The organism is Granulicatella elegans ATCC 700633 (assembly GCF_000162475.2).
Classification (GTDB): Bacteria; Bacillota; Bacilli; order Lactobacillales; family Aerococcaceae; genus Granulicatella; species Granulicatella elegans.
The window spans coordinates 926236-947849 of record NZ_KI391971.1 but is presented as its reverse complement, the minus strand read 5'-3'; the positions used below and the strand labels follow the sequence as shown (position 1 = coordinate 947849).

Genomic DNA, 21614 nt, shown 5'->3' with positions numbered 1-21614 from the left:
AGAAGGAGGCATCTTATGAAAAAAAGAAAAGTTCCAATGCGTCGTTGTATAGCTTCTGGAGAAATGATGCCTAAGAAAGAATTGGTACGGATTGTTCGTAACAGTGAAGGTGTCGCTCAAATTGATCCTACTGGAAAAGTCAATGGAAGAGGAGCTTATATTACATTAGAACCGACTCTTGTTGAAAAAGCGTGGAAGAATCATTTATTTGAACGTCAATTAGAAATCGAAATCCCAGATAGTTTCTATGAAGAACTATTGCAATATGTGGATCACCAAAAAGCTAGAAAAGAGTTATTTAGTGATGGAAAGCATTGATAAAAAGAAAGCTCTCAATTTATTAGGTATGGCGACACGTGCTCGTAAACTAATATCTGGAGAAGAGCAAGTACTGCAAAGTATTCAAAAAGAAAAAGTGAATCTCGTTATTTGTACAACAAATAGTAGTGAGAATACCGTAAAGAAAATCAAAAACAAATGTGAATATTATGAAATCCCTTTTATTCAGCAATTTACAACGGAAGAAGTTTCGCAGGCGATTGGAAAACAACGTTCGATTATCGCCATTGCTGATCAAGGTTTTACAAAAAGTCTGATGAAGATGAAAGGATTTAACGATATGAACGAATAGGAAGGTGAACGTATGTCAAAAACACGTGTATATGAACTTGCAAAAGAGTTAAAACTACCTAGTAAGGACATTATCGAAAAAGCAAAACAATTAGGCATTAGTTATAACAGCCATATGTCAACAATGGAAGATGGAGAAATCGCAACAATTAAAGCTTCAATTTCAACAAAGAAAGAAGCTCCAAAAAAAGTTGTTGAAAAGAAAGAAACTCCTGCGCCTAAAAAAGTAGAGGCGAAAAAAGAAGCAGCACAACCTAAAAAGGAAACTGCTAAAAAAGAAGCAGTGAAAAAAGCTGAACATAAATCAGCACATTCACCAAAACAACAGGAAAAAAATCATCAACCAAACCAAAATCAAAATAAACATGGACATAAGAAGGAATCTATGCAAAAACAAGAAACAGTAGCAAACAAAGGACCAAAACATCAGTCACGTGATGAAGAATCATATTCAAATCATCGTGAATCTAAAAAGAATAATGATTTCAAACGTGGAAATCAAAAACGTGGTGGCGAACGTAATCAACAAGAAAACTTTAATAAGAAAAATCGTCATCAAAAAAATAATCGTAAGCAACAAAAGAATGCTGAACAAAAACCAGCAGTTCCAGCACGTAAATTCCATGAATTACCAGATGTATTAGTATATACAGATGGAATGACAGTTGCTGAATTAGCTAAAAAGATTAAACGTGAACCAGCAGAAATTATTAAAAAATTATTCTTATTAGGAGTAATGGCAACATTAAACCAAGGATTATCGAAAGATGCGATTGAATTATTAGCAGCAGACTATGGTATGGAAGCTGAAGAAAAAATCGAAAAAGATATTTCTGATTTAGATGTATACTTTGAAGAAGCAGCTGCTGAGAGCGACTCACACGCAGTTCGTCCTCCAGTTGTTACAATCATGGGACACGTTGACCATGGTAAAACAACTTTACTTGACCAATTAAGAAATTCTTCTGTAGTAGCTGGAGAAGCTGGAGGAATTACACAACATATTGGTGCTTACCAAATTAAAATTGATGGTAAACCAATTACATTCTTAGATACACCAGGTCACGCGGCATTTACAACAATGCGTGCTCGTGGTGCGGATATCACAGATATTACAATTATTGTAGTTGCTGCTGATGACGGTGTAATGCCACAAACAATCGAAGCAATTAACCATGCTAAAGCGGCAGATGTTCCAATTATTGTTGCTGTAAACAAAATTGATAAACCAGCTGCTAATCCAGGTCGTGTAATGCAAGAATTATCTGATTTAGGTTTAGTTCCTGAAGCATGGGGTGGAGATACAATCTTCGTTGAAATTTCTGCTAAATTTAATCAAAATATCGAAGAATTATTAGAAATGATTTTATTAGTAGCTGAAATGCAAGAATTAAGTGCAAATGCGAATCGTTTAGCCTTAGGTACAGTTATTGAAGCTCGTTTAGATAAAACAAAAGGACCTATCGCAACATTATTAGTTCAAGAAGGAACGCTTAAAGTTGGAGACCCAATCGTTGTCGGAAATACATTTGGACGTGTTCGTGTAATGGTGAATGACCAAGGACGTCGTGTGAAAACAGCTGTTCCAGCAACTCCAGTTGAAATTACAGGGTTAAATGCATCTCCACAAGCAGGAGACCGCTTCGTAGTATTTGAAGATGAAAAATCAGCTCGTGCAGCCGGTGAAGAACGTGCAAAACGTGCTTTAATTGAACAACGTAATGCTTCAAGCCGTATTACTTTAGATAACTTATTCTCAACATTAAAAGATGGAGAAATGAAAGAAGTTAACGTCATTATTAAAGCTGACGTACAAGGTTCTGTAGAAGCATTAGCTTCAAGTTTACAAAAAATTGAAGTTGAAGGCGTACGTGTGAAAATTATCCATACAGCTGTTGGGGCAATTAATGAAAGTGATATTACTTTAGCAACAGCAAGTAATGCGATTATTATTGGTTTCAACGTAAGACCTACACCTCAAGCGAAGATTCAAGCTGAATCTGATCAAGTAGATATTCGTTTACACCGTATTATTTATAACGTTATTGATGAAATTGAAACAGCAATGAAAGGTATGTTAGATCCTGAATTTGAAGAGAAAATTACTGGTTCTGCTATCGTTCGTGAAACTTATACAGTATCTAAATTAGGTACAATTGCTGGTTCATATGTTACTGAAGGGGTTGTAAAACGTTCTAGTCAAGTTCGTTTAATCCGTGATAACATTGTTATTTATGAAGGTGAATTAGCAAGCTTGAAACGTTTCAAAGATGATGCTAAAGAAGTGAAATTAGGATTTGAATGTGGAATTATGATTGAAGGCTACAATGATATTAAAGTAGATGATATTATCGAAGCATTTGAAATGGTTGAAATTAAAAGAAAATAGTCGTTAAATGATGGAATGAAGAGAGGAGAGTATCAAATGGCGAATTTCCGTGTTGGACGTGTTTCTCAAGAGATTTTGAGAGAAGTGAATGATATTTTGTCAAAAAAAGTTCGTGATCCTCGTGTGCAAGAAATTACGATTACTGAGGTAGATGTAACGGGCGATTTACAAATTGCGACGGTTTATTATACAACTTTACAAACTTTAGCGAGTGAGCGCCAAGCAACTGAGCGTGGATTGGAAAAATCTAAAGGTTTAATTCGTCGTGAATTAGGGAAACGTTTATCTCTCTATAAAACGCCTGAATTAATTTTTAAACGTGATGAGTCTGTTGATTATGGAAACCATATCGAAGAATTGTTGAAGAGTATCCAACAAGAAGACGAACAACGTTAATTAATAAAAAAAGAAACTCTCTGTAGTAGCTAGGGACGCAAGCAGCCTCGCTGTAGTGACCCCAAAAAGTTAGACTTTTTTGAGACGACTTTAGTCGTCTCTTTTTTCGATTCTTAAAATAAAATGTATGAATAACCCCCTAGGGGGTTCGCTCCAATTTTTGGCGTTTTTTTCTCTATACTAAACGATGTATTCTATATTGTACAGGACTCATCCATCCCAATTTTTCTTTAATACGATCTTCATTATAGTATTTAATAAATCGTTCAATTTCATTTTTTAATTCTTCATAACTATAAAATATTCTGCCATAATAAACTTCTTGCTTAAGCAAGCTGAAAAAATTCTCCATTATAGAATTATCTAAGCATGTTCCTTTTCTGGACATACTTTGAAATATTTGTCCATCCTTTAATCTAGAAGAATATTCTTTTAATTGATAAGCCCATCCTTGATCAGAATGAAAGGTTCTTCTATAAATACAATCTGATGTTATTTTTATTGTTCTGTCTAATACATCCAGAATATTTTTTACGGAAGGATGTTTTGTAATATTATAACTTAAGATTTCATTGTTAAACATATCCATAAATGGATCTAAATACAATTTATGGAGTGTTCTATTTCCTCTTTCATCTACTTCATAATACTTGAATTCTGTTGTATCTGTTGTGATTTTTTGATGTGGAATAGAAGTATGAAATCTTCTCTTAATTCTATTAGGCGCAATAACTCCAATTGTACCTTGATAAGAATTATATTTTCTACTTTTACGTGTAAAAGATGTTACTTGTAGTTTTAATTTTTGAATAATACGTTGAACTTTCTTTTTATTAATAGAATATCCTTGATTACGAAGTGTTGCATGTATCCTTCTATAACCATAATCCTTATACACACTACGAATTTCAAGTATTTTTTCTTCCATATCTTTATCTGGATGTTCTCTATTAAAACGTTTCTGCCAATACATAAAAGTTGATTTAGCCATACCTACATACTCTAAAAGATCTTTTAATTTGTATTTTTCTCGGAGACTGTCAATGACTTTAGCCGTTCTTTCGTTCTTGCTTCGTCCTCTAAATTCAGTCTCCGCATTGCTTTTAAAAAGTCATTTTCCATCCTTAGATGATAATTTTCTTCTTCTATTCTTTTAAATTCTTCTTCAGTTATTTTCTTTTGTTTTTTTGATTTTATTGGATGTTTTTTGTGAAATTCCACAGTATATTCCCTACCTTCCTGAGGGTTTTTCAAAGCTTCAGGGCCATCTTTTTTATATTTTTTAACCCAAGATCCGATGACCCCATGATTTAAAATTCCATATTTTAACCCTAATACACTATATGAACCATTTCCCTTTAGGTAAGATTCTACCACTAATAGTTTCAATTCAAAAGGGTATACACGTCCATTCTCTAAAACTTTTAATCCTTCATTGCCAAACTCATTATAGGCTTTTACCCAATAACCAATTTGTCTAGTGGATTTTAAACCAAATTTTTTACTTAAAATTTGATAGCCACCTTCTCCACGAAGATATGCTTCCACAACTTTCTTCTTAAATTCAAAGTCATATTTAGCCATAAAAATACCGACCTCCAAAAGTTAGATTTTTGGTCCAACTTTTTGGGGTCGGTACACGCTTTTGTGAGTCTCATTGCTAAAAATTTAGCCTAAGGTCTCAATTTTTCCCGTAATGGAATCCTGATAAAGGATTCCATTACTTGAGCTACTACGGAGAGTAATTTTTTATTATAATTTTTTACGTTTTGTACTAAGAAGAATTAGTTCTTAAGATAAAAAGAAACAAAAATTTCTATAGTAATATGCGTAAAAGTAGCCATTTGGCTACTTTTACTAGGGAAATTTGAGACCGTGGCTCAAATTTTAGCCAAGAGACCCCATAGGGGGCTACTGGCGTCCTATATTACTATAGAAAAATATTTTTCCTGCTTTTATTTATTGAAATAACTTCGTGAAAAATTTTCTAACTGTGGTATAATAAAAACACTATGAATAAAAGAGGTGTGTTATGATTTCTGCAAATGAGACTTGGATTCTTTGGTCCATTATTATCGTCATTGCAACAGCAAGTATTTATTTAGAAAATCATTATGAGTGGGCATCGAAAATTAGTGGTCCCATTATTGGTTTATTAGCAGCAGCTACATTAAGTAATGTTGGCATCATTCCTGTTGAATCTCCTGTTTATGATCAAGTATGGGATATTGTAGTTCCATTAGCGATTCCGATGTTGTTATTCACATGTGATTTAAAACAAATTTGGAAAGAAAGTGGACGTCTATTAATGATTTTCTTAATTAGTTCTGTTGGAACTATATTGGGGGCTTTAGTAGGATATGCCTTCTTAGGAAAATTAATTCCCGTATTGAATCATATTGCCGGAATGATGGTTGGAAGTTATATCGGTGGTGGTGTTAACTTTGTGGCAGTTGCTTCTGCATTTGATATTCCAAAAGAATTAATTTCTGCAGCTACTGTGGCGGATAATTTATTAATGGTATTTTATTTCTTAATTTTATTAATGATTCCATCTATGGCATTTTTCAAAAAACATTTTAAATCTGCTTATTCAAATGAAGAATTAGAAGACTCTAAACAATATCATTCAAAAACAGTAGTAACGTTACAAGATATTGCCTTTGTATTTGCGATTGCAGTAGTGATTGTAACGGTAAGCTTTAGTTTATCAAAAGGAATTGCGACTCTTGGACAAAATAGTGTGATTCAATTTATTTCTAATAAATATTTGATTCTAACAACTTTAACAGTTGCAGCTTCAACAATTTTTTCTTCATTTTTCAAGAAAATTCATGGAGCAAATGAAATTGGAACTTTCTTAATTTATTTATTCTTTGTCGTAATTGGAATTCCTGCTTCAATTGAAGCGATTATTGCGAAATCTCCATTACTTTTAGTATTCTGTGCCATTATGGTCTTTGTAAATATGTTCGTGACATTCTTGGGGGCAAAAGTATTTGGATTTACCATTGAAGAAGCTATTTTAGCATCAAATGCAAACATTGGAGGTCCAACAACAGCAGCAGCCATGGCAGTATCAAAAGGCTGGCATCGCTTCGTAGCACCAACCATGCTAGTAGGAACATTAGGATATATATTAGGAACCTATATCGGAATATTAGTAGGAAACTTACTCATGTAAAATAAAAGACAAACATCAACTTAGGAAAACCTAAGAAGATGTTTGTCTTATTTATTTGAAAAAAGACTTCCTATAGTAGTATGGGAAATATAAGCCAAGGCTTATATTTCAGGAAATTTTGAGACCCAGGATCAAAATTTAGGCATATAAGAAGTACAAAACATGTTTAGAGTTATGCTCACCAAAAAAGACTTCCTATAGTAGTATGGGAAATATAAGCCAAGGCTTATATTTCAGGAAATTTTGAGACCAAAGGCTCAAAATTTAGGCATATAAGAAGTACAAAAAAGTTTAGTGTTATGCCCACCAAAAAAGACTTCCTATAGTAGTATGGGAAATATAAGCGAAGGCTTATATTTCAGGAAATTTTGAGACCTAGGCTCAAAATTTAGGCATGAGACCGTAGGTCTGCTGCCGTCCTAATACTACTATAAAAAGGAAGTCTATTAAAGAATTATTTTTCTAGGTAAGTAACCGCCATTGCATCTATGCCTGTATGGCTCATAATAATTGGTGAAGTCATTACAATTGTAAGTTTAGCGTCTGGGAATAACTCACGTAAAGTATCGATTTGAGATTGATTAAACTCATTCAATCCAGCATGCATAATCCCAATTTCTTGAATCCCATTAGGGCAAGCTTTCATTTCCTCAAAAACTTCATCATATTTCTTCTGAAGAGACTTTAGACCTCTCCCTTTTTGAACAATCTCAATTTTACCATTGATGACTTCTAAAAATAGTTTAATGTTTAATAAATTCGAGAAAGCTCCCATGACACGACTAATACGGCCACCCTTAATTAAATTATCCAAATTTAAAACTGTTAAATATAATTTCGTACGTTGACGAGTACTTTCAATAACTTCTAAAACTTCTTCAGCACTTTTGCCTTCTTTGGCAGCATTCGCAGCTTCACGAACAATAATCCCCATTGAACGAGAAGTAAAGTCTGAATCAACAACTGTTACAGTTGATTCTGTAATATCTGCTGCTTGTCTTGCAGCATTTACAGTTCCACTAATTGAATTCATCAAGTGAATCGAAATAATTTCAGAACCGTCTTTTCCTAATTCATCATACAGTTCTACAAAACGACCAATAGAAGGTTGAGCAGTCATTGGTAATTCAGAACTTGCAATCATTTTATTTTTGAATTCTTCTTTTGTAATAGTTTCACCGTCTAAATAATGTTCCTCTTGAATGGTAATATTTAATGGAACTACATGAATATTGAAATCTTGGATTTCTTGTTCGGTTAAATCAGCAGTTGAATCTGTCACTATGATTATACGAGACATGTTGTCACTCCTTTTAACTTAATGTATTTCTATCATATCATATTTTTTTACAAAACACCTAGCATTAATATTTTTTACTAAGGATAGTGAATGGTTCTAGCATAGGATTTGTTTTTTTTTAAGTAAATCTGTGATAAAATATGATAAGTTATTAAGTTAAATTTATTGAAAAAGGAAGAAATCAATGGACGGAATTTTACCACTATGGAAAGAAAAAGGAATGACTTCATTCGACTGTGTCTTTAAAGTTAGACGCTTATTACAAACGAAAAAAGTAGGGCATTCAGGTACATTAGATCCAGAAGTAGATGGCGTTTTACCAATTTGTGTTGGAAAAGCAACAAAAGTGGTAGAGTATTTATTAGAATCCAATAAAGTCTATCAAGGAGAGATTTGTTTAGGCATTGCGACTGAAACAGAAGATGCTCATGGAGAAATCGTGAAACAAGAAGCGATTATGACTCCATTTACAACAGAAGAAATTGATTCCATGATGGAAACTTTCATTGGAGAAATTACTCAAATTCCTCCAATGTATTCTGCTGTGAAAGTTAATGGTAAAAGACTGTACGAATATGCTCGAAAAGGAGAAGTTGTTGAACGTCCAGAAAGAAAAGTTAATATCTACGAGTTTAAACGAACTTCGACTCCTAAATATGATGAAGTGACGAAAACACAAAAATGGACTTTTGAAGTGAGTTGCAGTAAAGGGACTTATGTTCGTACATTAGCTGTTGATTTAGGAGAAAAACTAGGAGTACCTTCTCATATGTCGCAGTTAACTCGTATTAAAAGTGGACCATTTATGTCAGAACAATGTGTGACCTTATCACAATTAGAAGCTTTAGTGGAACAAAAGCAAGCAGAATCGATTCTTCGACCTTTAGAAGAAGTGTTTCGTACATACCCTAGAGTGGATATTAGTGAGGAATTTATGACAAAAGTGAAAAATGGTGCCATTTTAACTACTAAAGAATTACCTCAAGTGATAGAACCTTCAACTTTTTATATTGAAGGTGAATTAATAGCCTTATACGGACCTCATCCTGAGAAAAAAGGACTATTAAAACCGATTAAAATGTTTTAAGGAAAGAGAGATAACATGCAAATTATAAAAATCACCCATCCTTATGAGCCTTCTCAAATTGTTCAAGAGCCGATAGTGTTGGCACTTGGATTTTTTGATGGAATTCATTTAGGGCACCAGGAAGTGATTCAACAAGCAAAGGAAAAAGCTCAAGAATTAGGCGTGAAATTAGCGTTAATGTCATTTGATCATCATCCTTCCATTATTTTCCAAGGAGCAGATCCAGACGAATTACAATATCTATCACCCTTTGAAAGAAAGATAGAGTTATTAGAAGAATTCGGCGTAGATATTTTTTACGTTATTGATTTTACAAAAGAATTTGCTTCATTAAGTCCTCAAGAGTTTGTTGACCAATATATGGTTGGGCTAAATGCTGTAACGGTTGTTGCTGGATTTGATTACACTTATGGAAAAAAAGAGATTGCTAATATGGAATTATTACCTACTTATGCAAAAGAAAGATTTTCAATTGTTACGATTTCTGAACAGCAGACAGAAAAACAAAAAATTGGTTCAACAGCGATTCGAAACTATTTAGAAACGGGTCAAATTGAAGAAGCAAATGCCTTATTAGGCTATGAATATACAATGATTGGAAAAGTTGTTCATGGTTTTGGGCGTGGAAGTGCCTTATTAGGATTTCCAACAGCGAATATTGATGTTTCAACGGACACTTATTTATTGAAAAAAGGAGTTTACATTGTAGAAATTCAAGTAGAAGATAAGTGGTATCCTGCGATGGCTTCAATTGGAGTGAATCCAACGTTTAATGATGTAACGAAAATTACGATTGAAGTGTATATTTTAGATTTCCAAAGAGATATTTATGAATTGCCTGTAAGAGTAAAATGGTTGCATTATTTACGAGACGAATTAAAATTCGATGGAGTAGAGGCACTAATTGCTCAATTAAAAGAAGATGAAGTAAATACAAAAAAATATTTTGAAAAATAATGGTGAAAATATGTGGTACTTGAAAAATTTTGACGAATTATCTAAAAAAGAAGTCATTGAAATTTACAAAACAAGAATTCAAACCTTTATTGTTGAACAACAATTAAATTATCAAGAAATTGATGAGATTGATAAAAGAGCGTGGCATTTATTTGAATCAGATGAAAATGGTAAAGTGATTGCTTATTTACGAATTTTCCAAGAAGTAGATGGAGCTCATATTGGACGTGTCATTGTTGATGAAGATTATCGTAGACAAGGAAAAGGAACTGCACTGATGGAAAGAGCGATAGAAATTTGTCAAGAATGGTATGTCGATCAGCCGATTATGATTCATGCACAAACGTATTTACAACACTTCTATGAATCATTAGGCTTTGAAGTTTGGTCACAACCTTATCAGCTAGTTGGAATTGAACATATGGATATGATTTTAAAATAGGAGGCATTTGTATGATTACTCGTTACACAAGACCGGAAATGGCTAAGATTTGGTCAGATGAAAATCGTTATCGTTGTTGGTTAGAAGTTGAGATTTTAGCTTGCGAAGCTTGGGCAGAGTTGGGAGAAATTCCAAAAGAAGATGTCCAAAAAATTCGTGACAATGCTAGTTTTTCAGTGGAAAGAATTTTAGAAATTGAAGAAGAAACAAGACACGACGTTGTAGCTTTTACTCGTGCAGTGAGTAAAACATTAGGGGAAGAACGAAAATGGGTTCATTATGGTCTAACAAGTACAGACGTTGTGGATACTGCCTATGGTTATCAATTAAAACAAGCGAATGATATTTTACGTAAAGATTTAAGACGTTTTTTAGAGATTATCCAACAAAAAGCACTTGAACATAAATATACCGTCTGTATGGGAAGAACGCATGGGGTACATGCAGAGCCAACGACTTTTGGGTTGAAGCTTGCATTATGGTATTCAGAAATGAAACGTAATATCGAACGATTTGAACGTGCTGCTCAAGGTGTTGAAGCTGGAAAAATTAGTGGAGCCGTTGGAACTTTTGCCAATATTCCAACTTCTGTAGAAGCCTATGTATGTGGTCAGTTACAAATTCGTCCTCAAGAAATTTCAACACAAATCTTATCGAGAGATTTACATGCGGATTATATTTCAACGATTGCTTTAATTGCAACTAGTATTGAAAAATTTGCCACTGAAATTCGTGGTTTACAAAAATCAGAAACACGTGAGGTAGAAGAATTTTTTGCAAAAGGTCAAAAAGGTTCTTCCGCAATGCCACATAAGAGAAATCCAATTGGTTCAGAAAATATGGCTGGCTTATCAAGAGTGATTCGTGGACATATGGTAACAGCGTATGAAAATGTCAATTTATGGCATGAAAGAGATATTTCTCATTCTTCAGCAGAACGTATTATTATTCCAGATAGCACAATTTTACTAAATTATATGTTAAATCGTTTTGGTAATATTGTTAAAAACTTAACGGTATTTCCTGACCGTATGCTTAAAAATATGGATGCAACATTTGGATTAATTTATAGCCAACGTGTTCTATTGAAATTAATTGATAAAGGATTAAGCCGTGAAAAAGCTTATGACTTAGTACAACCATGTACAGCATTGGCGTGGGATGAACAACGTTCATTTAGAGAAATTATTGAAAACCACGAAGAAATTATGTCATATTTAGGTACAGAAGAATTGAATGATGCCTTTGATTATCACTATCATATTCGACAAGTTGATGAAATTTTCCACAGAGTTGGACTTGACTAGTGCATTTTTCTAAAAAATATGGTATAAACGTATAGTAAACAAAATATGAAGGAGAGTTAACATGATTAACGTAAGTGATTTAAAAGCAGGAATGACTTTCATTCTTGATGGAAAATTAATTAAAGTGTTGGAAATCAGCCACCACAAACCAGGTAAAGGAAATACTGTAATGCGTATGAAAATCCGTGACGTTCGTAACGGATCAACAGTTGATACTACAATGAGACCTGATGAAAAAGTAGAACGTGCGCACATCGATACAAAAGACGTTCAATACTTATACAGCCAAGATAACGTTGGTGTATTCATGGACTTAGAAAGCTATGAACAATATGAAATTCCAGAAGAAACAATCGAAAACGAATTGAAATACATTTTGGAAAATATGGAAGTTAAAATCCAATTCTACGGAACAGAAGTAATTGGGGTTTCATTACCTTCAACAGTTGTATTACAAGTAACTGAAACTCAACCATCTATTAAAGGTGCTACTGTTACAGGTTCTGGTAAACCAGCAACAATGGAAACAGGATTAGTCGTAAACGTTCCAGACTTCATCGAAGCTGGCGAGTACCTAGAAGTAAACACTTCAGAAGGTACATACGTACGTCGTGCAACTAAATAATGAATAAAGAAAAGAAACAGTTTGCGAAAGCAAACTGTTTTTTTGATACGCTTCTGTTTCCATTTCTACTATCCTATGTTACACTAGCAAAAAGTGAACAAGAGGTGATTGAGATGAAAATTGCAGTAATGGGAGGTACTCCTGTTGATTCAAGATTAGGAAAGGAATTATTAGAAAAGCATGGCTTTGTCGATATTTTACCAGTGCCTATTTCGAATAATCCGATTGAACAAACAACTTTTCAATCTTCATCTAGTGAATATCGAATGGCTTTTATGAGAGAAAAGGTTGAAGAACTACGAGCGAAATATGATGCTATTTTTGTTTATTGTAATTCTCTTAGTTCGGTAGTAGATTTTGATCAATTATCTCAGGAGTATGAGATGCCTATGATTACGCCAATGCAAATGTATCGTCAATTAGCAATGGATTATCAACAAGTAGCTGTAATGGCAGCAAACTCTCATGGTTTAATGGGAGTTGAGAATAATTTATATAAAGCTAATCCTAGTTTACAAGTCATAGGAATTACGTTACTTGAATTAGTAAAATCAATTGAAGCAAATCTCTCACCAAAAGAAATTGCGATAAAGTTTGACTTTAGTAGTTTATTTACATTTTTTAATGGAAGCAATGTGGAAGCAGTTATTTTAGGATGTACTCATTTTCCATATATCAAAGAAGAATTAGAAAGTTTGACTAAACTCCCAATCATTGACGTTGGAGAATACATGGTTCGCACCTTAAAAGAGAAACTATAATAAAGGTCAAAAAATATTAGACTGCTATGTAGTAGCAAACTACAGGGAAAAATTAAGACTACAGTCTTAATTTTTAGCAATGAGACAGCGTTAGCTGGCTGCTTGCGACCTTGCTACTACATAGTACAGTCTATATATTATTAGATTGTATAAGGTTATGTAAAGGAGAAATCCCGATGCATAGCCTTTTTTATTGTATAAAAAATATTTTTAAAATCAGACTAAAGTCCGAGTGTTTTATTATTGACTTACTTTGACCAATATGATAAATTATACATGTGGTTAGCACTCGTCTTAGTCAAGTGCTAAAGAGAGGTGACCAAAATGTTAACCGATAGACAATTGCTAATCTTACAATCGATTATTCAACTATATACGGAAACATTAGAACCAGTTGGATCAAAAAAGTTGATGCAGCAAACGGGTTTAGCAGTTAGCTCTGCAACCATTCGAAATGAAATGATGAAACTAGAAGAGATGGGATATCTTGAAAAGAATCACTCCTCTTCAGGACGAGTTCCATCGAATCAAGGGTATCGCTATTATTTAGATAATATTTTACCCGTTCAGAACAGTCCCGTTTCATTAAGTATTCGAAATCAAATCCGTGAAACTTTCCAACAATCGACCATGGAAATTCAAGATGTCTTTAAAGTTTCGGCAGATATTTTGTCGACACTGACGAATTACACAACAATTTCCATTGGACCCGAAGTAAGGAGTGCTACATTATCCGGATTTCGACTCGTTCGACTAGGGCTAAACCAAGTGATGGCGATTTTAGTCATGAGCAATGGTTTAGTTGAAAATAAAGTTTACTCGATTCCAAGTGCGATTGATGATTCTGACTTAGATAAAGTTGTTCGAATCATTAATGAGGAATTGATTGGCTTGCCACTAGAAACAGTTCTCCAACGTTTGAAGTCTGATTTACCAGCTTTAATGAATCGATATATGAATTCTCAAATTCAAATTGTTAAAGTGATTCAAGATATGATGAACCAATTTGAACAAGATAGACTCCATGTTGCAGGAAGAAGATATTTATTAAACTACTTCGACTCACATGCCAATGTCCATCATTTAAAAGAAATTTATCGATTAATGGATGACCAATCGAAGATGCACGAATTAGTGATGCCTTCTAACCGAGATATCCAAATTCGTTTAGGGTCTGAGATGGATGATCCATTATTAGGAGAATTTAGTATTATTACAGCAAGCTATGAAACTCCAAAACATGATAGAGGAATCATTGCTTTATTAGGCCCTAAAAATATGCCGTATTCGAATGTCCTATCGATTGTTAAAGGATTACAAGAAGAGCTCACAACAACGATGGAGCAATATTATAAAAATTTATAAAAGGAGATGGAAGCTTGGAAACAAATGAAGAAAAAGACGTTCAACAAACTCAAGAAGTAGAAGAAGAGAAATCTCCTGAAACTGAAGAGTTTGAAGAAACTGTCGAAGAAACCGAAGAAGTTGAACCTTCTGTTGAAGAAAAATTACAACAAGAAGTTTCTCAACTAAATGACCAAGTATATCGCTTATCTGCAGAAATTGCGAATATTCAAAAGAGAAATGCAAAAGAAAGACAAGATGCAGCGAAGTATCGTAGTCAATCTCTAGCACAAAACTTATTGAATGTCATTGATAATCTAGAAAGAGCGATTGCCTCACCTAGTGAATCAGAAGAAGCGAAAAATCTTAAAAAAGGGATTGAAATGGTATATGAAGGTTTCTTATATGCCTTAAAAGAAGAAGGTATTGAAGAAATTGAAGCATTAAATCAACCATTCGATCCAAATAAACATCACGCTGTTCAAGCAATTCCAGCTGAAGAAGGACAAGAAAGTGATGTTGTTGTTCAAGTATTTCAAAAAGGCTACATGTTGAAAGACCGTGTGTTAAGACCAGCAATGGTTATCGTGTCTCAATAAGCCAACTAAAAAATTTAAAATTATAGGAGTGTATGAATTATGAGTAAAATTATTGGTATTGACTTAGGAACTACAAACTCAGCAGTTGCTGTATTAGAAGGAAATGAATCTAAAATTATTCCAAACCCAGAAGGAAATCGTACAACACCATCAGTTGTAGCGTTCAAAAATGGTGAAATTCAAGTAGGGGAAGTTGCAAAACGTCAAGCTGTAACAAACTTAAACACTATTTCATCAATTAAACGTCATATGGGTGACGCATCATATAAAGTTGAAATCGAAGGTAAACAATATACACCACAAGAAATTTCAGCTATGATCTTACAATACTTAAAAGGATATGCTGAAGAATATTTAGGAGAAAAAGTTGAAAAAGCAGTTATTACTGTACCAGCATACTTCAACGATGCTCAACGTCAAGCAACTAAAGATGCAGGACGTATCGCAGGTTTAGAAGTAGAACGTATTGTGAATGAACCAACTGCAGCAGCTTTAGCATACGGTTTAGATAAAGTAGACCACGAAGAAAAAATCTTAGTATTCGACTTAGGTGGTGGTACATTCGACGTATCTATCTTAGAATTAGGAGACGGCGTATTCGATGTATTATCAACATCAGGAGACAACCACTTAGGTGGAGATGACTTCGATAACAAAATTATTGAATTCTTAGTGGCTGAATTTAAACGTGATAACGGAATTGATTTATCTCAAGATAAAATGGCAATGCAACGTTTGAAAGATGCTGCTGAAAAAGCTAAAAAAGATTTATCAGGTGTAACTTCAACACAAATTAGCTTACCATTCATCACTGCTGGTGAAGCTGGACCATTACACTTAGAAGTAACATTAACTCGTGCTAAATTCGACCAATTAACATTAGATTTAGTAGAACGTACAAAAGAACCAGTTCGTCGTGCATTAAGCGATGCAGGATTATCAGCAAGTGAAATCGACCAAGTTATCTTAGTTGGTGGATCAACTCGTATTCCAGCAGTTGTAGAAGCTGTTCGTAAAGAAACTGGTAAAGAACCAAACAAATCAGTAAACCCTGACGAAGTAGTAGCAATGGGTGCTGCAATCCAAGGTGGAGTAATCTCAGGTGATGTGAAAGATATCGTATTATTAGACGTTACTCCATTATCATTAGGGATTGAAACAATGGGTGGTGTATTTACTAAATTAATCGATCGTAATACAACAATTCCAACAAGTAAATCACAAGTGTTCTCAACAGCTGCAGATAACCAACCAGCAGTAGATGTTCACGTATTACAAGGGGAACGTCCAATGGCAGCAGACAACAAAACTTTAGGTCGCTTCCAATTAACAGATATCCCACCTGCACCTCGTAATGTGCCACAAATCGAAGTAACATTTGATATCGATAAAAACGGTATTGTAAATGTTCGTGCAAAAGACTTAGGTACTGGTAAAGAACAAACAATTACAATTAAATCTTCATCAGGTTTAACAGACGAAGAAATTGAACGTATGGTAAAAGATGCTGAAGCGAATGCTGAAGCAGATAAAAAACGTAAAGAAGAAGTAGAGTTACGTAATGAAGTAGATCAATTAATCTTCACTGTAGATAAAACATTGAATGAAATAGAAGGTAAAGTAGACGCTGAAGAAGTTAAGAAAGCTGAAACAGCTCGTGATGAATTAAAAGCAGCTGTAGAAGCAAATGACTTAGAAGCAATGAAAGCTAAACGTGACGCTTTAAATGAAGTTGTTCAAAACTTATCTGTAAAATTATATGAACAAGCAGCAGCAGCTAGCCAAGCAGCTCAAGGAGCAGCAGGAGCTGAACAAGCAAGCTCTCAACCACAAGATGGCGTAGTAGATGCTGACTTCGAAGAAGTACAAGACTAATATAGAGCAAGTAAGAGTGGGAGAACTTCTTCCACTCGCTCTTTTGTAGAATGATATGATAAGGAGGGATAATGGTGGCAAAACGTGATTTATATGAAGTACTCGGAGTCTCCAAAGATGCCTCCGATACAGATATTAAACGAGCTTATCGTAAATTATCCAAACAATACCATCCAGATATTAATAAAGAAGCTGGAGCGGAAGAAAAATTTAAAGAAATAGCAGAAGCTTATGAAATTTTAAGTGATAGTCAAAAACGTGCTGCGTATGATCAATATGGTCACGCTTCATACGATCCAAACTCAGGATTTTCTGGGGGTGGTTTTGGTGGCTTTGGTGGTTTCGGAGGTCAAGGATTCTCTGGAAGTTATACAGGTGGATTCGAAGATATTTTCGATACATTCTTTGGTGGCGGCGGTGGTCGTCGTGGAAATCGTGCCAATATGCCACGTCAAGGGGCAGATTTACAATATGTCATGGACTTAACATTTGAAGAAGCGATTTTTGGTAAAGAAGAAGTGATTCATTACCATCGTAATGCAGAATGTGAAACTTGTCATGGTACTGGTGCAAAACCTGGTACAGATCCTGTGACATGTTCTAAATGTCATGGTTCAGGTGTGATCAATGTTGAAAGAGCAACACCATTTGGTAGAATGATGTCTCAAACAACGTGTGATGTCTGTGGTGGTACTGGACAAGAAATCAAAGAAAAATGTGAGACTTGTCATGGGCACAAACATGTAGAAGAAACGCATAAAGTGAAAGTAAAAGTCCCAGCCGGTGTAGAAAATGGAAATCAAATGCCATTACGTGGACAAGGGGAAGCTGGAGAAAATGGCGGCCCTTATGGTGACTTATATGTGATTTTCCGTGTTGGTAAGAGCGATACGTTTGAACGTGAAGGAGCAGATATTTTCTATGAACTTCCAATCAACTTTGCTCAAGCTGCATTAGGAGATGAAGTGGATGTTCCGACTGTTCACGGCAAAGTGAAATTAAAAGTTCCTGCGGGAACTCAATCTGGTACGGTTCTTCGTTTAAGAGGAAAAGGTGCGCCTAGACTTCGTGGTAGTGGAATGGGTGATCAGCATGTTACAGTACGTGTTGTAACGCCTAAGCATTTAACGGATAAACAACGTGAAGCGATGCAGATTTTCGCTAAAGAAGCGGGTACTCATGTTGAGGGCGAAGGCAATTTCTTCAATAAAATGAAGGATGCTTTTAAGGACAGTTTTAAATAATACAATAAATTTTTGAATGACTTCCTAATTATAGTAGTAAAGGACGGCAGCAGCCCTTCGGTCTCATGCCTAAAACTTGAGCCTAGGTCTCAAGTTTTCCTAGTAACAGTAGCCAATTGGCTACTGTTACGCTTACTACTATAGGAAGTCATCTTTTTTTACGTACCATATGAGAGTCCGTAAATATAGTTCGAATGACTTCCTGTCATAGTAGTATTAGGAAGGCAGTAGCCTCGTGGAACGAGTCTCATGCCTAAACTTTGAGCCTAAGGTCTCAAAGTTTCCTGTAAGATAAGCCTATTTGGCTTATCTTACCCATACTACTATAGGAAGTCTTCTTTTTTTGTTCATTTTATGATTTTTTTCACAAATATATTGTATTTCCTTAATAAATCCATATAATTGTAATTAGAAGGCGGGTAGCGTTTTCATATTTTAAGAATTACGAAACTAGATAATGATTAGGGGGAGTTTAACAATGAAATGGTTTAAAAATGTAAAATATAGTTTATTAGCATTACTTGTCTGTTCGGTTACTCTGTTATCAAGTTGTTTCAACAGTCATCCAATAGGGAAAAAATATTCTTTACCTCCTGAAGTAGACCTAAAAGTTGATTCTGAGAATGATGAAAGCGATGAATTATTACTTGAACACGATGGAGAAATAGATATAACTTATTTAGAAAGAGCTAAGCAAGTATTTTTAGTAGACTATCCCAAAGATGAAAAAGAACAATTAGTTGGTAAGACGATAACGATACGTGAACCATATTCTCTTTATAAGTCAGAGGAAATGGATAATAGAAAAAATTTTGAATTTACGATTTATGTAGAGGATGAACCTTATGCTTATATTGGTTTGAGTAAATACGATGTTAATGATGATAAGTTTGCTACATCATTTAGGCAAGCAAAATATTTCCCTAAGAGATTTCCGATGAAACATGGGTGCTATCGTTTTACAAAAAGCAAAGAAGGATTGCGTATTGAATCTGTGAAGTATGATTCAACAAAGCTATATGGAAATTTGAATAACGTAGTTTATACTTTTGATCCAAACGAATTATAAGATATTTTTGAATGACTTCCTAACATAGTAGTAAAGGACGGCAGCAGCGCTGTGGTTTCATGCCTGAGCATACTACTATAGGAAGTCTTTTTTTTTGTATAAATTTTATTTTTCATTCTTTTTCTGAAATTATTCTGAAGAGGGTACTCTACAATGAATTTATAAAGAGTATGAGGAGTGATTTTATGGAAAAAAATATTGAAATTAAGAATTTGTGTAAAGTATATGGAAATATTACCATATTAGACGATATAAATTTTGTAGCAAAGGAAGGGAGAGTGACTGCATTCTTAGGTCCAAATGGAGCAGGTAAAAGTTCTACCTTAAGAATATTATTAGGATTAGATCAAGCAACTTCGGGTAGCGCAACAATTGCAGGAATAAATTATAAAGATATCCGTAATCCTTTATTTGTTGTAGGAGCAACTTTTGATGGACTAGGGTCACCAAGTGATCGAACGGTATATCAACATTTAAGAATTGTAGCAGCCTCTAATGGAATTAAAAAAAGTAGAATTGATGAAGTATTAGTAGTAACGGATATTGTCCATAAAAAGAATGAATCCATTGGACATTTATCTCTTGGCGAGACACAAAGGGTTAGTCTTGCAACTGCATTACTTGGAAATCCACAATTTCTTATATTGGATGAACCGACAAATGGATTAGATCCTAGCGGTATTCGTTGGCTAAGAAATTTCTTAAAAGAACAATCTGAAAAAGGGAAGACTATCTTATTATCTTCCCATATTTTGTCAGAGGTAGAAGCTGTTACGGATGATGTAGTATTCATTCATAAAGGAAAAATTATTGCAAACGGAGAATTAAAGAAAATTATGAAGGATACGGTAAATCTAGAAGAAGTCTTTTTCAACCTTATTCAAGAAGGAGGAAAAGAAGATGAAGTTATTTTATAGTGAATTATTAAAGATTACTTATTCCAAACTTTTCAAAATTGTTTTGCTAATCCTTTTTATCGTACAACCATTTTTTGCCTATCTTGGTATAAAAGCAGTTTTAGAAATAGGATTACAGGCTACTCCTGAGAATACAGCTATTTTGGCAGAAGCGATTCCTCCGATTGAATATTTAGGATTTGATACAGTTATGTTAGGAATGATGCCAATGATTATTTTGGGTGCTGTTTATGGTGGAAGTGAATTCAAAAATCATCAACTGCGAACTACCTTATTAACTAATTGTAATAAGAAGAGTTTATACTTTTTTAAATTAATGACGTTAACACTTTTATCAGCTATCCTTTCATTTCTATCGATTATAGTTACCATTGAAGTGGCTCATTTTACATTAGGAAATTTAGGACTAAGTGTTTTATTAAGTTTTAAAGTTTGGTACTTTATTTTATTGGCGACACTAGCATGGGTAAGTCTCACGATTTTATCTTACTTTATAGCTTTTCTATTTCGAACAGCCATTGCTAGCTTATTATTTTTAATTCCTCAAATTTATAATGTTGGGGAGTTTCTCTCTACTCATTTTGAATGGGGAAAGGCTCTTCCAGTTGCTTTAGGAAATAGCTTCATTGCATCATCGGAAACTAGATTTTCATCTCATCCATTTTGGACGGCTACTTTATTGTTCCTTTGGGTGTTCATTTTTGGGATAATCGCTTATTGTCAATTTGAAAAAAGGGATGTAGGAGGGAATTTTTAATGCTAGGAAATCAGATAAAAAGTGAATTTTTGAAAATAATATATTACAAAGGATTATCGGTAACGTTAGTATTTTCTATTTTATTTCTATTAGCAATGTTACTGTCATTAAATCCTTCTTCTCTAATGATTAATCGAGATTTTATAGTGACACAGTTTTTGCAAAGTATCTATTTATCGCAAACAGTTTTTGCAGTTTTTTCTGCGGTATTTTGGGGAAGAGAGTTTCTTAAAAGTTCTTTAAGGACAAGTTTATTATCGACCCCTAGTCGTGTGAAATTTTTTTGTATCAAGGTAATCGTAACTTTGTTATCGATTTTATGCTGTTTTTGCATAGCCATTGGAGTGGGGATTGGATTAGTAACTTTTTATTTTAAATTTCAATTAAGTCCAGAATTTGTAAGTTTACTATTGTCAAAACTTATTCCACCTATAATTGCTACGTTTCAAATTAGTATAATTACATTCTGCTTAACGATACTTATGGAATCGATGGTTTCTTCTTTAACAATTGTATTATCCATGTTATTAGGACTAGGGCAATTATTATTACAATATTCTTCTCTAATGAATGTACTTCCTGTATTAGTGACTATGAATAGTTTTTCAATCAAAGAAATTTCTATCTATCCAAGTGTTATAGAAGGACTTTTGATTCAATCATTATGGACAATAGTTTTTATTGGATTAGCCTATTACCATTTGCATCTAAAAAGTGTAAAATGAAAGCAA

The 21614-nt window shown here is 34.0% G+C and carries 22 protein-coding genes; 19 read left to right on the top strand and 3 right to left on the bottom strand.

The window, feature by feature from the left end; all coding sequences use genetic code 11:
* Positions 1-15 precede the first annotated feature (15 nt).
* Genes rnpM through rbfA form a run of 4 tightly spaced genes read left to right on the top strand, consistent with a single transcriptional unit; the run spans position 16 to position 3415 of the window.
* Positions 16-318: an RNase P modulator RnpM gene (gene rnpM / locus HMPREF0446_RS04505; RefSeq protein ID WP_006702589.1), complete on the top strand. Its 303-nt coding sequence runs from the start codon at positions 16-18 to the stop codon at positions 316-318.
* Positions 305-631, top strand: a complete 327-nt coding sequence (locus HMPREF0446_RS04500; RefSeq protein WP_006702590.1) for a L7Ae/L30e/S12e/Gadd45 family ribosomal protein — start codon at positions 305-307, stop codon at positions 629-631. The genes rnpM and HMPREF0446_RS04500 overlap by 14 nt, the downstream gene beginning before the upstream one ends.
* 12 nt (positions 632-643) lie before the next feature.
* The gene (gene infB / locus HMPREF0446_RS04495; protein ID WP_020991363.1) at positions 644-3019 is read left to right on the top strand and encodes a translation initiation factor IF-2; all 2376 of its coding nucleotides are present in this window, start codon (positions 644-646) and stop codon (positions 3017-3019) included.
* Positions 3020-3055: 36 nt separating this feature from the next.
* Positions 3056-3415 (top strand): 30S ribosome-binding factor RbfA, encoded by a 360-nt coding sequence (gene rbfA, locus HMPREF0446_RS04490; protein WP_006702592.1) that lies wholly within the window; start codon positions 3056-3058, stop codon positions 3413-3415.
* 175 nt (positions 3416-3590) lie between these two features.
* Here rbfA and HMPREF0446_RS08865 read toward each other — a convergent pair whose 3' ends face one another.
* Together HMPREF0446_RS08865 and HMPREF0446_RS08860 are read right to left on the bottom strand one after the other, a co-directional pair.
* On the bottom strand, positions 3591-4460 hold the full coding sequence (locus HMPREF0446_RS08865; RefSeq protein ID WP_407635482.1) for an IS3 family transposase: 870 nt from the start codon (positions 4458-4460) through the stop codon (positions 3591-3593).
* On the bottom strand, positions 4430-4999 hold the full coding sequence (locus HMPREF0446_RS08860) for a helix-turn-helix domain-containing protein (RefSeq protein WP_006702594.1): 570 nt from the start codon (positions 4997-4999) through the stop codon (positions 4430-4432). Before HMPREF0446_RS08860 ends, HMPREF0446_RS08865 begins: the two co-directional genes overlap by 31 nt.
* A gap of 448 nt (positions 5000-5447) precedes the next feature.
* On the opposite strand from HMPREF0446_RS08860, the gene HMPREF0446_RS04475 reads away from it, so the two are divergent.
* Positions 5448-6599, top strand: coding sequence for a DUF819 family protein (locus tag HMPREF0446_RS04475; RefSeq protein ID WP_006702595.1), 1152 nt, complete (start codon positions 5448-5450; stop codon positions 6597-6599).
* A 454-nt stretch (positions 6600-7053) separates the two neighbouring features.
* Here the strand turns inward: HMPREF0446_RS04475 and HMPREF0446_RS04470 are convergent, their stop codons facing one another.
* Positions 7054-7899, bottom strand: coding sequence for a DegV family protein (locus HMPREF0446_RS04470; protein ID WP_006702596.1), 846 nt, complete (start codon positions 7897-7899; stop codon positions 7054-7056).
* A 184-nt stretch (positions 7900-8083) separates the two neighbouring features.
* On the opposite strand from HMPREF0446_RS04470, the gene truB reads away from it, so the two are divergent.
* The 14 genes from truB (at position 8084) to HMPREF0446_RS04400 (ending at position 21608) form a co-directional block, all read left to right on the top strand.
* Positions 8084-8986, top strand: coding sequence for a tRNA pseudouridine(55) synthase TruB (truB, locus tag HMPREF0446_RS04465; RefSeq protein WP_006702597.1), 903 nt, complete (start codon positions 8084-8086; stop codon positions 8984-8986).
* A 15-nt stretch (positions 8987-9001) separates the two neighbouring features.
* Entirely contained in the window at positions 9002-9943 is a 942-nt protein-coding gene (ribF, locus tag HMPREF0446_RS04460) for a riboflavin biosynthesis protein RibF (RefSeq protein WP_006702598.1), read from the top strand.
* Between the two features lie 10 nt (positions 9944-9953).
* Positions 9954-10385, top strand: a complete 432-nt coding sequence (locus tag HMPREF0446_RS04455; protein ID WP_020991362.1) for a GNAT family N-acetyltransferase — start codon at positions 9954-9956, stop codon at positions 10383-10385.
* Positions 10386-10396: 11 nt separating this feature from the next.
* Positions 10397-11692 carry an adenylosuccinate lyase gene (purB, locus tag HMPREF0446_RS04450; protein ID WP_006702600.1) on the top strand — a complete coding sequence of 432 codons (1296 nt, stop codon included), beginning with the start codon at positions 10397-10399 and terminating at the stop codon, positions 11690-11692.
* Between the two features lie 61 nt (positions 11693-11753).
* Entirely contained in the window at positions 11754-12317 is a 564-nt protein-coding gene (gene efp / locus HMPREF0446_RS04445; RefSeq protein WP_006702601.1) for an elongation factor P, read from the top strand.
* Positions 12318-12430: 113 nt separating this feature from the next.
* Complete coding sequence (locus HMPREF0446_RS04440) at positions 12431-13078, top strand: aspartate/glutamate racemase family protein (protein ID WP_006702602.1); 648 nt, start codon at positions 12431-12433, stop codon at positions 13076-13078.
* A 324-nt stretch (positions 13079-13402) separates the two neighbouring features.
* Positions 13403-14443 (top strand): heat-inducible transcriptional repressor HrcA, encoded by a 1041-nt coding sequence (hrcA, locus tag HMPREF0446_RS04435; protein WP_006702603.1) that lies wholly within the window; start codon positions 13403-13405, stop codon positions 14441-14443.
* A gap of 14 nt (positions 14444-14457) precedes the next feature.
* Positions 14458-15021, top strand: coding sequence for a nucleotide exchange factor GrpE (gene grpE, locus HMPREF0446_RS04430; RefSeq protein WP_006702604.1), 564 nt, complete (start codon positions 14458-14460; stop codon positions 15019-15021).
* A gap of 39 nt (positions 15022-15060) precedes the next feature.
* Complete coding sequence (gene dnaK, locus HMPREF0446_RS04425) at positions 15061-16896, top strand: molecular chaperone DnaK (protein WP_006702605.1); 1836 nt, start codon at positions 15061-15063, stop codon at positions 16894-16896.
* Between the two features lie 71 nt (positions 16897-16967).
* Positions 16968-18140, top strand: coding sequence for a molecular chaperone DnaJ (gene dnaJ / locus HMPREF0446_RS04420; RefSeq protein WP_006702606.1), 1173 nt, complete (start codon positions 16968-16970; stop codon positions 18138-18140).
* A 478-nt stretch (positions 18141-18618) separates the two neighbouring features.
* Positions 18619-19209: a hypothetical protein gene (locus HMPREF0446_RS04415; protein WP_006702607.1), complete on the top strand. Its 591-nt coding sequence runs from the start codon at positions 18619-18621 to the stop codon at positions 19207-19209.
* Between the two features lie 185 nt (positions 19210-19394).
* Positions 19395-20126 (top strand): ABC transporter ATP-binding protein, encoded by a 732-nt coding sequence (locus tag HMPREF0446_RS04410; protein ID WP_006702608.1) that lies wholly within the window; start codon positions 19395-19397, stop codon positions 20124-20126.
* Positions 20110-20883: an ABC transporter permease gene (locus tag HMPREF0446_RS04405; protein ID WP_006702609.1), complete on the top strand. Its 774-nt coding sequence runs from the start codon at positions 20110-20112 to the stop codon at positions 20881-20883. The genes HMPREF0446_RS04410 and HMPREF0446_RS04405 overlap by 17 nt, the downstream gene beginning before the upstream one ends.
* Entirely contained in the window at positions 20883-21608 is a 726-nt protein-coding gene (locus HMPREF0446_RS04400; RefSeq protein WP_006702610.1) for an ABC transporter permease, read from the top strand. The genes HMPREF0446_RS04405 and HMPREF0446_RS04400 overlap by 1 nt, the downstream gene beginning before the upstream one ends.
* The last annotated feature ends 6 nt before the right edge of the window (positions 21609-21614 follow it).

Excerpts from the sequence above, each read along its gene's own strand:
- HMPREF0446_RS04410 (WP_006702608.1), top strand. The coding sequence starts at position 19,395 with ATGGAAAAAAATATTGAAATTAAGAATTTGTGTAAAGTATATGGAAAT.
- HMPREF0446_RS04500 (WP_006702590.1), top strand. The coding sequence starts at position 305 with ATGGAAAGCATTGATAAAAAGAAAGCTCTCAATTTATTAGGTATGGCG.
- HMPREF0446_RS04475 (WP_006702595.1), top strand. The coding sequence starts at position 5,448 with ATGATTTCTGCAAATGAGACTTGGATTCTTTGGTCCATTATTATCGTC.
- HMPREF0446_RS04405 (WP_006702609.1), top strand. The coding sequence starts at position 20,110 with ATGAAGTTATTTTATAGTGAATTATTAAAGATTACTTATTCCAAACTT.
- rnpM (WP_006702589.1), top strand. The coding sequence starts at position 16 with ATGAAAAAAAGAAAAGTTCCAATGCGTCGTTGTATAGCTTCTGGAGAA.
- dnaJ (WP_006702606.1), top strand. The coding sequence starts at position 16,968 with ATGGTGGCAAAACGTGATTTATATGAAGTACTCGGAGTCTCCAAAGAT.
- HMPREF0446_RS08860 (WP_006702594.1), bottom strand. The coding sequence starts at position 4,999 with ATGGCTAAATATGACTTTGAATTTAAGAAGAAAGTTGTGGAAGCATAT.
- HMPREF0446_RS04415 (WP_006702607.1), top strand. The coding sequence starts at position 18,619 with ATGAAATGGTTTAAAAATGTAAAATATAGTTTATTAGCATTACTTGTC.
- ribF (WP_006702598.1), top strand. The coding sequence starts at position 9,002 with ATGCAAATTATAAAAATCACCCATCCTTATGAGCCTTCTCAAATTGTT.
- rbfA (WP_006702592.1), top strand. The coding sequence starts at position 3,056 with ATGGCGAATTTCCGTGTTGGACGTGTTTCTCAAGAGATTTTGAGAGAA.
- dnaK (WP_006702605.1), top strand. The coding sequence starts at position 15,061 with ATGAGTAAAATTATTGGTATTGACTTAGGAACTACAAACTCAGCAGTT.
- infB (WP_020991363.1), top strand. The coding sequence starts at position 644 with ATGTCAAAAACACGTGTATATGAACTTGCAAAAGAGTTAAAACTACCT.
- HMPREF0446_RS04400 (WP_006702610.1), top strand. The coding sequence starts at position 20,883 with ATGCTAGGAAATCAGATAAAAAGTGAATTTTTGAAAATAATATATTAC.
- HMPREF0446_RS04455 (WP_020991362.1), top strand. The coding sequence starts at position 9,954 with ATGTGGTACTTGAAAAATTTTGACGAATTATCTAAAAAAGAAGTCATT.
- HMPREF0446_RS04470 (WP_006702596.1), bottom strand. The coding sequence starts at position 7,899 with ATGTCTCGTATAATCATAGTGACAGATTCAACTGCTGATTTAACCGAA.
- HMPREF0446_RS04440 (WP_006702602.1), top strand. The coding sequence starts at position 12,431 with ATGAAAATTGCAGTAATGGGAGGTACTCCTGTTGATTCAAGATTAGGA.
- hrcA (WP_006702603.1), top strand. The coding sequence starts at position 13,403 with ATGTTAACCGATAGACAATTGCTAATCTTACAATCGATTATTCAACTA.
- purB (WP_006702600.1), top strand. The coding sequence starts at position 10,397 with ATGATTACTCGTTACACAAGACCGGAAATGGCTAAGATTTGGTCAGAT.
- efp (WP_006702601.1), top strand. The coding sequence starts at position 11,754 with ATGATTAACGTAAGTGATTTAAAAGCAGGAATGACTTTCATTCTTGAT.
- truB (WP_006702597.1), top strand. The coding sequence starts at position 8,084 with ATGGACGGAATTTTACCACTATGGAAAGAAAAAGGAATGACTTCATTC.